The sequence below is a fragment of the Thiomicrospira sp. S5 genome (assembly GCF_003991075.1).
In the GTDB taxonomy this organism is placed as follows: domain Bacteria; phylum Pseudomonadota; class Gammaproteobacteria; order Thiomicrospirales; family Thiomicrospiraceae; genus Hydrogenovibrio; species Hydrogenovibrio thermophilus.
This window is the reverse complement of the sequence record NZ_CP014470.1, coordinates 255540-268401: the sequence shown is the minus strand read 5'-3', so window position 1 is coordinate 268401 and position 12862 is coordinate 255540. Positions and strand designations below refer to the sequence as shown.

General features: G+C 52.4%; 13 protein-coding genes. 9 read left to right on the top strand and 4 right to left on the bottom strand.

The window, feature by feature from the left end:
- Window positions 1-108: 108 nt before the first annotated feature.
- From AYJ59_RS01205 to mtnN, 4 genes are all read left to right on the top strand, one after another.
- Entirely contained in the window at window positions 109-1131 is a 1023-nt protein-coding gene (locus tag AYJ59_RS01205; protein ID WP_127119093.1) for a c-type cytochrome, read from the top strand.
- 99 nt (window positions 1132-1230) lie between these two features.
- A complete protein-coding gene (locus AYJ59_RS01200) occupies window positions 1231-2097 on the top strand; it encodes a glucosaminidase domain-containing protein (protein WP_127119092.1) in 867 nt (288 codons plus the stop codon).
- Between the two features lie 56 nt (window positions 2098-2153).
- Window positions 2154-2675 carry an S-ribosylhomocysteine lyase gene (gene luxS, locus AYJ59_RS01195; protein WP_029939117.1) on the top strand — a complete coding sequence of 174 codons (522 nt, stop codon included), beginning with the start codon at window positions 2154-2156 and terminating at the stop codon, window positions 2673-2675.
- A 5-nt stretch (window positions 2676-2680) separates the two neighbouring features.
- Complete coding sequence (gene mtnN, locus AYJ59_RS01190) at window positions 2681-3391, top strand: 5'-methylthioadenosine/S-adenosylhomocysteine nucleosidase (protein WP_127119091.1); 711 nt, start codon at window positions 2681-2683, stop codon at window positions 3389-3391.
- A 46-nt stretch (window positions 3392-3437) separates the two neighbouring features.
- Here mtnN and AYJ59_RS01185 read toward each other — a convergent pair whose 3' ends face one another.
- Entirely contained in the window at window positions 3438-4946 is a 1509-nt protein-coding gene (locus AYJ59_RS01185) for a putative bifunctional diguanylate cyclase/phosphodiesterase (protein WP_164730714.1), read from the bottom strand.
- A gap of 161 nt (window positions 4947-5107) precedes the next feature.
- Here AYJ59_RS01185 and purT point away from each other — a divergent pair, with 161 nt between their 5' ends.
- The 3 genes from purT (at window position 5108) to rpoH (ending at window position 8195) form a co-directional block, all read left to right on the top strand.
- Window positions 5108-6289, top strand: a complete 1182-nt coding sequence (gene purT / locus AYJ59_RS01180; protein ID WP_127119089.1) for a formate-dependent phosphoribosylglycinamide formyltransferase — start codon at window positions 5108-5110, stop codon at window positions 6287-6289.
- Window positions 6290-6617: 328 nt separating this feature from the next.
- Complete coding sequence (locus tag AYJ59_RS01175; RefSeq protein WP_029939121.1) at window positions 6618-7052, top strand: flagellar export chaperone FliS; 435 nt, start codon at window positions 6618-6620, stop codon at window positions 7050-7052.
- A 288-nt stretch (window positions 7053-7340) separates the two neighbouring features.
- On the top strand, window positions 7341-8195 hold the full coding sequence (rpoH, locus tag AYJ59_RS01170) for an RNA polymerase sigma factor RpoH (RefSeq protein ID WP_127119088.1): 855 nt from the start codon (window positions 7341-7343) through the stop codon (window positions 8193-8195).
- Between the two features lie 76 nt (window positions 8196-8271).
- Here the strand turns inward: rpoH and AYJ59_RS01165 are convergent, their stop codons facing one another.
- From AYJ59_RS01165 to aroK, 3 genes are read right to left on the bottom strand one after another with little or no spacing between them, the layout of a single operon-like run.
- Window positions 8272-9198: a D-hexose-6-phosphate mutarotase gene (locus AYJ59_RS01165; protein WP_127119087.1), complete on the bottom strand. Its 927-nt coding sequence runs from the start codon at window positions 9196-9198 to the stop codon at window positions 8272-8274.
- A gap of 39 nt (window positions 9199-9237) precedes the next feature.
- Window positions 9238-10320: a 3-dehydroquinate synthase gene (gene aroB, locus AYJ59_RS01160; protein ID WP_127119086.1), complete on the bottom strand. Its 1083-nt coding sequence runs from the start codon at window positions 10318-10320 to the stop codon at window positions 9238-9240.
- 10 nt (window positions 10321-10330) lie between these two features.
- Window positions 10331-10855 (bottom strand): shikimate kinase AroK, encoded by a 525-nt coding sequence (gene aroK / locus AYJ59_RS01155; protein WP_029939125.1) that lies wholly within the window; start codon window positions 10853-10855, stop codon window positions 10331-10333.
- Window positions 10856-11021: 166 nt separating this feature from the next.
- On the opposite strand from aroK, the gene gmk reads away from it, so the two are divergent.
- Window positions 11022-11639 carry a guanylate kinase gene (gmk, locus tag AYJ59_RS01150; RefSeq protein ID WP_127119085.1) on the top strand — a complete coding sequence of 206 codons (618 nt, stop codon included), beginning with the start codon at window positions 11022-11024 and terminating at the stop codon, window positions 11637-11639.
- A gap of 16 nt (window positions 11640-11655) precedes the next feature.
- Window positions 11656-12840, top strand: coding sequence for a DegT/DnrJ/EryC1/StrS family aminotransferase (locus AYJ59_RS01145; RefSeq protein WP_127119084.1), 1185 nt, complete (start codon window positions 11656-11658; stop codon window positions 12838-12840).
- The last annotated feature ends 22 nt before the right edge of the window (window positions 12841-12862 follow it).

Here is a 12862-nt window from a genome sequence, read left to right as displayed (position 1 = left end):
TGCCTAATAGCCAGCTATTAGGTAGTTTTTTGGCTGAAAGATGTGGAATTTTAGCCATTTTAATTCGTGCATTCACTCGTACAAAGGTCTCTCAAAGAGGAGAGATACATGAAAACAGCCCTTACGCTCATTGCGGCCGTCGGCTTTTCCGGCTCACTGTTCGCAATGGACATCAGTCCTTATAAAGTGGGCGAAAAACTCAATGCCGAACAGGCCAAGGAAATGGAAAAGCGCTTCAAGGAACGCCAGGTACAGGATTGGCAAGTCCCGAAAGCCGCCGATATCGACAAAGAGCCGAACGCCAAGGAAATTCGTTACGGCATTCAGCTGCTTGATAAAACCGTGGAAACCGTCGGTCCGAAAGTTGCAAACCCGAACCTTCGTTACTCCGGCAACTCCCTGAACTGTACCAGCTGCCACATCAAAGGTTCCGATGGGTTACCGGGCACCATGCCGTTCGGCATTCCATTCGTCAATGTCATGAACGACTACCCGAATTTTCGCAAACGCAGCATGACCATCGGTTCGCCAGAAGACCGAGTCAACGGCTGTATGACGCGTAGCCAGGGCGGCGGCAAGGCCATGCCAAACGATTCCACCGAAATGAAAGCCATCATCGCTTATTTCACCTGGCTGGCCAAGGGCACCAATCCGCATGACGCCATGCAATACATCGGCCTACCCAACGTTGACCTACCTAACCGCGCCGCCGACCCGAAAGCCGGCAAAGCTCTGTATACGGAACACTGCGTCGCCTGCCACCAAGCCAACGGCCAAGGGTTGAAAACCGCGACTTACGGCAAAGACGGCAGTTACACCTTCCCGCCGTTGGCCGGTGACGACTCTTTCAATAACGGCGCGGGCATGAGCCGCATCATCACCGCCACCAAGTTCATTCACGCCAATATGCCGCTGGGTGCGACGTATAAATCGCCGGTGCTGAGCGTCGGCCAGGCTTATGATATTGCTGCCTATGTGGAATCTCTGCCGCGCGCCACCCATCCGGATCGTGCCAAGGATTTCCCGAATCCGGACTTCCGCCCGGCCGATTATCCGGTTCCGGCCTACTTCAACGGTGACAAAGCCGCGCTGGAAAAAGCTAAATACGGTCCTTTCGACAGCAAAAAATAACCGTTAAATAAACGACCCGAAACCATTCGGGTCATATCTTCACCTGCGGTTTTCTTTTATAATGTCGGTTTTCAACCGCATTTTAAGGAGCCGCTTTTCATGATTCGCACGCCCGGACTTGTCCCTCTTTCTTTCATTGCTTTCGGTCTGCTCATCAGCGGCTGCTCCGAATCCGACACCCCCGCGCCAACGCCCACGACCGACACAGCACAAACGGCGAAACCCGCTGAACAACCGGCGGCCACACCCGAAAAGCCAATCGCACCACCGACACCGGCCAAAGTCGACGTCAAACAACAAGCCCTGCCGGCGATTCCGGAATTCATCGACTTCCCGGCCGGTCCGCCGCGCAAGCAAGCGTTTTTCGATTTCATGACTCCTTTGGTTCACCGCGCCAATGACGCGGTACTGGAAAAACGCCACCGCTTGCAATCGATTATTCTGAAAAACGACCCCAGCCAAAACGACCAGGCCTGGCTAAAAGCGCAGGCCGACCTATACGGCGTGGAGCCGTTTGATTTCAACCAGGCCGCCGACCGCACCGCGCTGCTGAAACGCATCGACAAGGTGCCAACCGCTTTGGCGCTGGCGCAAGGCGCCAATGAAAGCGCCTGGGGAACCTCCCGCTTTGCCCGCCAGGCCAATAACTATTTCGGCCAATGGTGTTTTACCGAAGGCTGCGGCTTGGTCCCGAAACAACGTAGCAAAGGCGCGATTCATGAAGTCCGGGCTTTCAAGCACCCTTACGATTCGGTGGTCAGTTACATCCACAATCTGAACAGCCACAGCACTTATGCCAAGCTGCGTAGCATCCGAGCGAAAACCCGCGCCGACAACCAACCCCTGACCGGTCTGGAAATGGCTGAAGGATTGGTCAACTATTCCGCCCGAAAACACGAATATGTCAAAGAATTACAGAGCATGATTCGTTACAATAAGCTCACGCAATACAACCAAAAACCTTAATATTATTAAGGTGTTAAGCGCACGTTACTTAACACAAAACACGAAAGGACAATCTTATGCCACTACTCGACAGCTTCACCGTTGACCACAAAATCATGAAAGCCCCGGCGGTTCGCGTCGCCAAAACCATGACAACCCCGGGCGGCGACACCATCACCGTGTTCGATCTGCGCTTCAACAAGCCGAATGTCGACATGATGGGCGAAAAAGGCATCCATACCTTGGAACACCTGTTTGCCGGTTTTATCCGTGCGCACCTCAATGCCGATGATGTCGAAATCATCGACGTATCGCCGATGGGTTGCCGCACCGGTTTTTACATGAGCTTGATTGGTACGCCGGACGAGCAACGCGTGGCCGATGCTTGGATGAAAGCCATGCAAGACGTCTTGAACGTGGCCAAAATGGAAGACATTCCGGAACTGAACGAATACCAGTGCGGCACTTACAAGATGCACTCGCTGGACGAAGCCAAAGCCATCGCCCAGAATATCATCGACCACGGCATCGGCATCAATAAAAACGACGAACTGGCGATGGACACCGACACCTTGCGCAAGCTTGGCAACGAGGTGTAATTCACATGAAAGTCGCCATTATCGGAGCCATGGAAGAAGAGGTGGCGTTGCTGCGCAACCAGATTCAAAACCTGACCACCGAAGTCCACGGTGGGTTTGAATATTATCTCGGTCAAATTGACGGACTGGACGTGGTGTTGCTACGTTCCGGCATCGGCAAAGTCAACGCCGCCATCGGCACCGCCTTGCTGATTAAGTTGTACGAACCGGATTACGTCATCAACACCGGTTCGGCGGGCGGCTTTCATGCGGACTTGGAGGTGGGCGATATTGTCATCAGCGCGGCCGTCTGCCATCACGATGTGGACGTCACGCCTTTCGGCTATGCCCGCGGCCAAGTTCCGGGCCACCCGGAAAACTACACCGCCGACCCTGGCCTGGTGGAAATCGCCAAAAACAGCATTGATGCCTTACAGGAAGTCAGCCACATGCATGGCTTGATTGCCACCGGCGACCGCTTCATGCACCTGCCGGACGATGTGGAAACCACTCGCGGTCATTTTCCGGACATGATTGCCTGTGAAATGGAAGCCGCCGCCGTGGCGCAAACCTGCCATGCCTTCGAGGTCCCGTTTGTTATTATCCGCTCACTGTCGGACATTGCCGGCAAGGAAAACGCGGTGACATTCGAACAGTATCTCGATCAGGCGGCGACTCATTCGGCCCGTTTGATTTTGGAAATGTTAAAGGAAATGAAAACGCAATCCGCCGCTTAAACGGCGAACGCTTCAGGCGGCCTTCATCGTTAAGAAAAACGACGTTTTAGGTAAGAAGCTGCTCGAAGGATTGCGCATCGATGGGTTGCGTCCAATAAGGCCCTTGCCCGAGAGAGCAGCCCCATTGTTTCAGGGCCACGGCTTCAGACTCCTCATCCAACCCGGTGGCAATCATGCAGGCATCCAAGCCCTGCCCCATCTGAATCAACGCTTGAATCCATTTTCGACCGGCGGCCGAAGCCATTTGCGTTTTCAGCCAGGCCTGGTCGAATTTGAATTCCTGCACATTCAATCCGGACAGCACCGGCAAATTCAGCGGCGTTGCGCCCAATCCGGTCAAGGTCATCTGAAAACCGGCTTCGGACAACTCTTTCAGCTTCTCGACCAACTGACCGTCAAACTGATCGAATTTGTCCATGGCGAATGCCAATTGCAGTTGATTGGCGGTAATGCCATATTGCACCAGACGTTGCAGCAACAATGTCAAAAAGTCGTCTTTTTGCCATAATGCATCCAACACCGGCACGGTCACCACCAGCTCCGCATCACATTGCGACCACTGTCTCAGGTAAAAACAGGCCGTGTCCAACAGCCACAAACCCAGCGTCTCTTCATAACCACTGTTTTTCAGCAACACCTGCCAATCTTCAAAAGGCTGACGACTGCCATCCGCTTTGACCCATTCCAATGAAATGTAACCGCCGACAATACGGCTTTGTTTTAAGTCAATCTGCGGTTCGACATACGTCTGAAACTGCGATGCTTGAATCGCGTCTTCGAAAGCCTGTTGCAACTCATGCGACTTCACCGGCACTTCGAATTTCACGTCGTCGTAAAAACGGAAGGTTTTTTTGCCTTTCGATTTCGCCACGTATAAAGCTTCGTCGGCCTGTTCAATCAATTCGGAAGACAGTTTGGAATCCTGCGGGAATTGCGATACCCCGATACTGGTGGACGTCAGCACTTCGACGCCGTCAAACCAATAAGGACGGGAAATCTCGGTCACGATGCGGTTACAAATGACTTCGATGTCCTCGCGGGACGACACATCCGACAATAAAATCACGAATTCGTCACCGCCTAAGCGACTGACAATATCGCCGTCGCGCACCGACGAGACCAAACGGCCGCTGACGTAACGCAACAGCTCGTCACCAATGTGGTGACCAAGCGTATCATTGACCTGCTTAAAGCCGTCCAGATCCAAAAACAGCAATGAAAAAATGGTGTCCTTTTCCGTCGCGCCCTGAACCAGCTTATCGAGAATGTCATGAAAATAGCCGCGATTCGGCAAATGCGTCAAGGAATCGTAATTCGCTTTACGGTACAAGTCCGCCGTGCGCTGATTCACTTCCGATTCAATCAAATAAGCCACATCCACCGAATCGGAAAAGCGAGACTGCAATTCACCCAACAGCCGATGAAAATTGGCTTTATCGTCGGTTGATTCCGTCCCCCACAGTTCCGGCTCACCCGGCGCTTTTTTACTGCGGCGTTCGGTTTTCAACTGCTCCAGTCGTGGTTCCTGAGTCAAATTGTGTGCTAACTGAGTCATAATCTCTTTCCCTTGTCTCCGCATAATCAACCCGGTTCTTTTGACGGATTTTGTTTTTAGCGGAACATGAAATCTTCTATAATTGGCTCTCAACTTTCAGCTTTAGCGGCCGATATATAATGCTATTTTTTCGTTAACTTCTCATAAGCAAAGGGGATGCCATGTTACAGATTGGGACACCATTTTCACCGACCGCCACTAAAATTCTGCTCTGCGGATCCGGCGAATTGGGCAAAGAAGTGGCCATTGAAGCCCAGCGTCTCGGCCTGGAAGTCATCGCCTTGGACCGCTATGAAAATGCCCCTGCCATGCAGGTGGCGGACCGCAGCTACACCCTGAGCATGCTGGATGGCGATGCTTTACGCGCCATCATCGAAACGGAAAAACCGGATTACATCGTGCCGGAAATCGAAGCCATCGCCACCGACACCTTGGCGGAGTTGGAAGCGGAAGGCTACAATGTCGTCCCCACGGCCAAAGCCACCCAGCTGACCATGAACCGCGAAGGCATCCGCCGCCTGGCTGCGGAAACGCTTTCCTTGCCGACCAGCCCTTACGCGTTTGCCGATAACGAAGCGGACTTTTTTGCCGCCGTGGAACGCATCGGCATGCCGTGCGTGGTGAAGCCGATTATGAGCTCCTCCGGTAAAGGTCAGAGCGTCATCAAAACCGCCAATGACATCGAATCGGCCTGGCAATACGCCCAAGAAGGCGGCCGTGCCGGAAAAGGCAAAGTCATCGTTGAAGGCTTTGTCGACTTCGATTATGAAATCACGCTACTGACCATCCGTCATAAAAATGGCACTGCATTCTGTGCACCGATTGGCCACCATCAGGAAGACGGCGATTACCGCCAATCTTGGCAGCCGCATCCGATGTCCGACACCGCCATCGCCAAAGCCGAAGACATTGCCACTCAAATCACCGATGCCTTAGGGGGACTCGGCTTATTCGGCGTGGAATTGTTCATCAAAGGCGACGAGGTCATTTTCAGTGAAGTCTCTCCGCGCCCGCACGATACCGGCTTGGTGACATTGATTTCACAAGACGTTTCCGAGTTTGCCTTGCACGTACGCGCCATTCTCGGCCTGCCGATTCCCAATATCACTCAGCACGGCCCATCGGCTTCCAGCGTGATTTTGCCGACCGGGCAATCCACCCAAACCCGCTTTTCCGGTCTGGAAAACGCGCTGGCGGAACCGGACACCCAACTGCGTCTGTTCGGCAAACCGGAAATCGCCGGACGCCGCCGCATGGGGGTTGCCCTAGCACGCGGCGAAACCATTGAAGAGGCCATCGAAAAAGCCAAACGGGCCGCCTCTGCGGTGCAGGTAGATTTTTAACGCCCCCTCCCCAGCAACCAAACCGTTATCTCAATCTCGCTGTGAACCTTGGCGGTTCACGGCCTTCCATTTTAGTCCCGACAGAACCCTAAACTAAAACCTGCCATTTTTTTGGCAATCGCTTTTCACCCCCACTTTTTTCCACAAAAATTGCCAGGCCTGGCCGTTTTTAAAAAACGAAATAACGTTAATATTCAACCGGTTAAGTTAAAAATGACTTTTGTGGCACGCTCTCTGCTGAACAATTCCCAACACGACAACGCATCGCTCAGCAACACAATATGAATAAGGGCGGATGTGACTTTCATTTGCACACAGGAGTTGAACCATGACAACCAACCACAATATGGCGACCGAAGTAAAAGCCCCGATTCTTCAGGAATACAACAAAAACCCAAATGCGGAATCCCACTTGGCGGACAACCCGAGCAAAACCATCCTATTGCTGTTGCAAGGCGTGGTCGATAAAGGCAACCTGGCCAAAGTCTGCCACCAGAGCAATGCTCTGGTTGAAAAAGGGTTCCACCTGGGCCGCATGACCACCATCCTGGACGCCCTGCGTGACCGTTTAAGCTTGACACAAAACAGCCCGCTGGCGTTCGATCTGGATGAACTTTACCGCTATGCGGACAAATCAATCCAAGAAGCGGTTTTTGAAAAAGACACCTTTTATTTGGACAGTGCCATTGAAATTCTGACTGAAGTCCGTGACGCCTGGCTGGAAATGATGCAACAATCCGGTCAAGTCGCGATGGACGACTAACCCCAGTTTCACCCATCGGCCGAAGTCTTATTCGGCCGTTTTAACCCTTCCAAACCGACTTTAATGTCCCTTTAGCACTCGCCAAGCACGGCAGCCTCCAACAGCCCATACACACCCAACACATAACTTTAATAGTTAAAAACAAGTTTATGTTTTTAAAGAATATTAATCTTTTAATATTTTGGTCATTTTTTGTCAAAAAACATTAGCACTCTCTTGACTTGACTGCTAAAAAAAGTGTAGTATGATGACATTAATGATTAAACCGAATACACAAGGAGAAAGCGCATGACAAATCAACTGATTCCGTTCGCGAATAATCTTACTCCTGGCCAGAACCTTGAAAGCTATTTGAGAACCGTTCAGACCATACCGCAATTGTCGGCTGAGGAAGAAAGAACGCTCGCGGAACAATTGTATTATCAGCAGGACCTGGAAGCGGCTCGCCAGCTGATTCTGTCCTCTCTACGCTATGTGGTGCCGATTGCCCGTTCGTACAAAGGGTACGGCTTGCCGCTGGGTGACATTATTCAAGAAGGCAACATTGGCTTGATGAAAGCGGTGAAACGCTTTAATCCGGCTGAGAATGTCCGCTTAATGACCTTTGCCGTACATTGGGTACGCGCCGAAATCAATGAATACGTGATTCGTAACTGGCGTATCGTCAAAACCGCCACCACCAAAGCGCAGCGCAAACTGTTCTTTAAACTGCGCAGCACGAAAAAATCGTTGGAATGGTTCGGTGATAAAGACGCCGACGCCGTGGCAGAAGAACTCGGCGTGACCCGTAAAGACGTACTGGAAATGGAAACCCGCCTGTATGGACAGGACATGTCCGTTGATTTGCCGTCCGACGATGACGAGTCACCGGCAAAGAATTATCCGGTACTGGTCAGCCCGGAACTGGATCCGGAAACGCAACTGGTAAACGAATCCCAAGCGGATTATGAGCTGAGCCAGATGAAACAAGCGTTGCTGAGCCTGGACGAACGTAGCCGCGACATTCTGCAACAACGCTGGTTAAGCGAAAGCAAAACCGGCCTAAAAGAATTGTCGGAAAAATACGGCGTGTCCATGGAACGCATCCGCCAAATCGAACAACAGGCGATGAAAAAACTGCGCTCCAATATGGTCTTCGGCTAAATTCACTTCAGACCCACAAACCAAAACGGCGCTTTTCAGCGCCGTTTTTTATTGCCGCCCCATATCAAATGCCGAGTCAATCGCTTAACTCCGCGACATACGACTGTTCCGTCAATACCATCCGAAAAGCATGCTCGGCGTTGGGCGGTACCGTCACCGCATTCTGCAACACATTCCCCGCTTCGACACACAGCATTTTCGGCCAGGCCTGGTCATTCATGTCGGCAAAACCTTTGATGATTTCCGGCCCCGGGTTCCACACCACCGACGATACGGCCGATTCTTTTTCAATGCGTATGCAGCGGTTATAACCCGGATCCCGAATCATTACCGGCTCCATCTGATCGATGAAGACCGAGTCAATCGGCGGCTGAATTTTAAGCGGTGCGGTTTGGAAATAACTTTCGGCGTAAGTAAGCTTGTCAAAACACTCACTGCCCTGTAGCCCGTCAACCACAACCTCCGGCGCATTCGACACCGAAAAATAAGTATGCAGCGCTTCGGTAATATCGACCGGCTGGTCGCTCAAATTATGCGTCGTCAAAGACAATGCCAGAGACTCCCCGATGGTGACCGTCAATTGCAGTTCAAAAGCGTGCGGCCATAATGCCAAAGTGTCGGGCGACGATGCTGTAGTCAACACCAGCTCGGTTTGTGTCGGCGACACGGCGGAAACCGATGCCAGCTCCCAGACTTGGTTACGCACGAACCCGTGGGCCGGCAACCCCGGTTTATCGGCCTGCCCGAACCACGGCCAGCAAACTGGAATACCGCCACGGACCGGCTTTTCGCCACTGTAAACCGCGGACTCCGACACCCAAAACCAATCTTGCTGGGAGGTTGCTTCCGACAAAGGCGTGAAGCTCAGCACACTGGCGCCGTGTGTCGTCAATAAAGCGTTTGCAGCCGCATTCCTCACTTCCACCATCACCAAACCGTCTTGGCGGTAAAAGCGTACGCCTTCCACGGAAAACGTTTGTTGCAATGCTTCGACACTCTGCATGGTCACTCCTTAAGGACGGTTAGGAAAGGTCTGATTGACTCAACGGTACTCGGTCAGGGTTCTTTCCAAAAGTGCCGGCGGATAATCGCCGGTGACATACGCTTGCCCAATGGCTTTCAGCAACACCAAACGAATCTTGCCGGCCTGGACTTTTTTATCCCCGGCCATCAATGCCAAAAAGCGTTCATTGGGCATGTCATCGGTTGACGGCGGCAACACCGGCAAGCGGGCGGCACTTAAGATCGCGGCGGCACGTTCCTGGTCGGCTTGGGTCAAATCGCCCATCAACTTGGACATGTAAATCGCCTGCATCATCCCGGCACTCACACCTTCGCCGTGCAGCCAGACGCCGTAGCCCATTCCGGCCTCGATGGCGTGGCCGAACGTGTGCCCCAAATTAAACAGCGCTCGCAGCCCAGCCTCTTTTTCATCCTTGGCGACAATGTCCGCTTTGTTCTGACAGGAGCGCTCAATGGCTTCCGCCAAAACATCCGCTTTACGATCCAGCAGGCCTGGTAGATTTTGCTCCAACCATTCAAAGAAAGGATAATCGACAATCAGGCCGTACTTGATGACTTCCGCCAAGCCGGCGGACAGTTCGCGGTCTTCCAAGGTGTTCAAGGTATCGGTGTCGATGACCACACACTCGGGCTGATGAAACGCGCCGATCATGTTTTTGCCTTGTGGGTGGTTCACCCCGGTTTTACCGCCGACCGAAGAGTCCACCTGAGACAACAATGTCGTCGGCATTTGAATGAAATTCACCCCGCGCTGATAGGCCGCCGCGGCAAACCCGGTCATATCCCCGATGACCCCGCCGCCCAAGGCGACAAAGGTACACTTTCGGTCGAAATGATGTTCAATGGCAACGTCGAAAATGCGGTTCAAAATCTCCAGGTTTTTATACTGCTCGCCGTCCGGTAACACCACCGTTTGCACATCGTAATCGGAAAAAGTTTGTTTGACCCGCTCCAGATACAACGGCGCTACCGTGGTATTGGAGACAATCAGCACCTGCGTGCCGGTCACATAGGGTTGAATCAATTCCGGCTGGTCAATCAGGCCTTGACCGATGAAAATAGGGTAACTGCGATCCCCTAAATCGACTGTAAGAGTTTTCAATTGCTCATCCTTAAATCACTTGCTGTTGCTGAAGGCGGTCAACAATCTGTTTCACCACGCGATGCACCGACACCTGCTCGGTTTCAATCACCAAATCGGCCACTTCTTCGTACAGGGGACCACGCTCCTCGATAACCTGACGCAACACCGCCTTCGGGTCTTCGGTTTGCAATAACGGACGGTTGCGGTCGTGACGCGTTCGCTGCACCAAAGCTTCCACCGACGATTTCAAATACACCACGAACCCGCGTGTCCGAAGACACTTGCGGTTTTCCGCCATCAGCACCGCGCCGCCACCGGTCGCCAACACGATTTCCGGCCGCTGCGTCAACTCGTCAATCACGCCGGCCTCACGCGCTCGAAAACCGGACTCGCCTTCGATATCGAAAATCATCGGAATGGTGGCGCCGGTTTTCGCTTCGATTTCATGGTCGCTGTCGACGAATTCATAGCGGAGCTTTTCCGCCAGAAAACGGCCGACCGTCGACTTGCCCGCACCCATCGGACCCACTAAAAAAATACTTTTATTTTGCATATTTCTTATTGTAGCCTAATCGCAACAAATTTAGGTAAACTCTGTTAAAATGTCGTGTCTAAAATAAGCGATGCTGCCAATACGCTTACCGAATCAAGCGCCTTATCCGTCCAGCATCCTTTTCAGAACGATTGCAACAGACGAGACGCTAAGGAATCAAACTCTTATGGCTGGCACGCTTTTTATTATCTCCGCACCGTCCGGTGCCGGTAAAACGTCATTAGTAACTAAGCTGATTGAACGAGACAGCCGCATCCAAGCGTCCATTTCCAGCACGACCCGGCCGATTCGTCCCGGCGAAGAAGACGGTGTCAATTACCACTTTCTGACGACCGAAGCCTTCCAACAGAAAATCGACGACGGCGATTTCCTGGAACATGCCAAAGTGTTCGACAATTATTACGGCACGTCGAAGAGCGCGGTCGAGTCGACCTTGGCGGCGGAGAAAGATGTGATTCTGGAAATCGATTGGCAAGGCGCGCAACAAGTGCGAAAATTGATTCCGGACGCCATCAGCATTTTCATCTTGCCACCCAGCTTGAAAGAACTGGAACGCCGTTTGACCGGCCGCGGAACCGACAGCCAGGAAGTTATCCAGCGCCGGATGGATGATGCCGTCAGCGAAATGCAGCATTTCGACGAATTCGACTATCTGGTGATCAACAACAATTTTGATATCGCCCTCAACGAATTGCACAGTATTTTCATGGCCACCCGCCAGCGTCTGAAGCGACAATATGCGGAACACGCCAATATGATTAACGAATTGACCCAACAAAACTAACCAAAGGACCCGAACGATGCCCGGTTTTGAACTTTTTGATGATGCCGAAAAACAACAGATTAACGAAGTCATGGAGAAAGGATTCACCTTTCGTTACAACTTCGACGGCATGCGTAACGATGTCTGGAAAGCCCGTGAACTGGAAGGCTTGATTTGCGACACTTTGAAAGTCAAACACGCTCACTTGGTGTCCAGCGGCACCAATGCGTTGTCAACCGCGCTGGCTTCCGCCGGCATCGGAGCCGGTGATGAAGTCATCGTACCGCCGTTCACTTTCGTCGCCTCAGTGGAAGCCATTGTACTGGCCGGAGCCATTCCGGTGTTTGCGGAAATCGACGAAACCCTGACCTTGTCGCCGGAAGGCATCGAAGCGGTCATTACCCCAAAAACCAAAGCCGTGAACTTCGTCCACATGTGCGGTTCCATGGGGCATATGGACGAAATCAAAGCCATCTGCGACAAACACAGTCTGGTGCTGCTGGAAGACGCCTGCCAAGCGACCGGCGGCACCTATAAAGGTCAAGCCCTGGGCACCATCGGCCAAGTCGGCGCCTTGTCCTTTGACTCGGTCAAAACCATTTCCTGCGGCGAAGGCGGCGCCATCCTGACAAATGACGACACGATTTACACTCATGCGCACCAATACTCGGATCATGGGCACGACCACATCGGGGCAGACCGCGGTGCGGAAAGCCACCCGATCATGGGGACCAACTACCGCATCTCCGAGATGAATGCCGCCATCGGTGTGGCGCAATGGAAAAAGCTGGATCGCATTCTTGACATCCAGCGCAAAAACAAACAAGCTTTAAAAAACGCTTTGTCGCAATACGACGAAGTCGCTTTCCGGGTGATCCCGGATGAAGCCGGTGATAACGCAGGATTCTTAAGCATCATCCTGCCATCGGAAACACGTACCCGCGAAGTGGTTAAAGCCTTGGGCGAAGCCGGCGTACCGGGCGTGTTCTATTGGTATGCCAACAACTGGCATTACTTCAAGAACTGGGACCACATCCAAAACATGACGGGCCCAGCCAAACTGCCGATTGAACTAATCGCTGACCGTCCCGACTACACCCAAGTCTCGACGCCAAAATCGGACGACATCATGAGCCGGACACTTTCCATGCTGATCAACCTGTCTTGGTCGGATGAAGACATCCAGATGCGCATTGATGCCTTTGCCAAAGTCTTTAAATAAACGCTTAAACACGAATTATCAA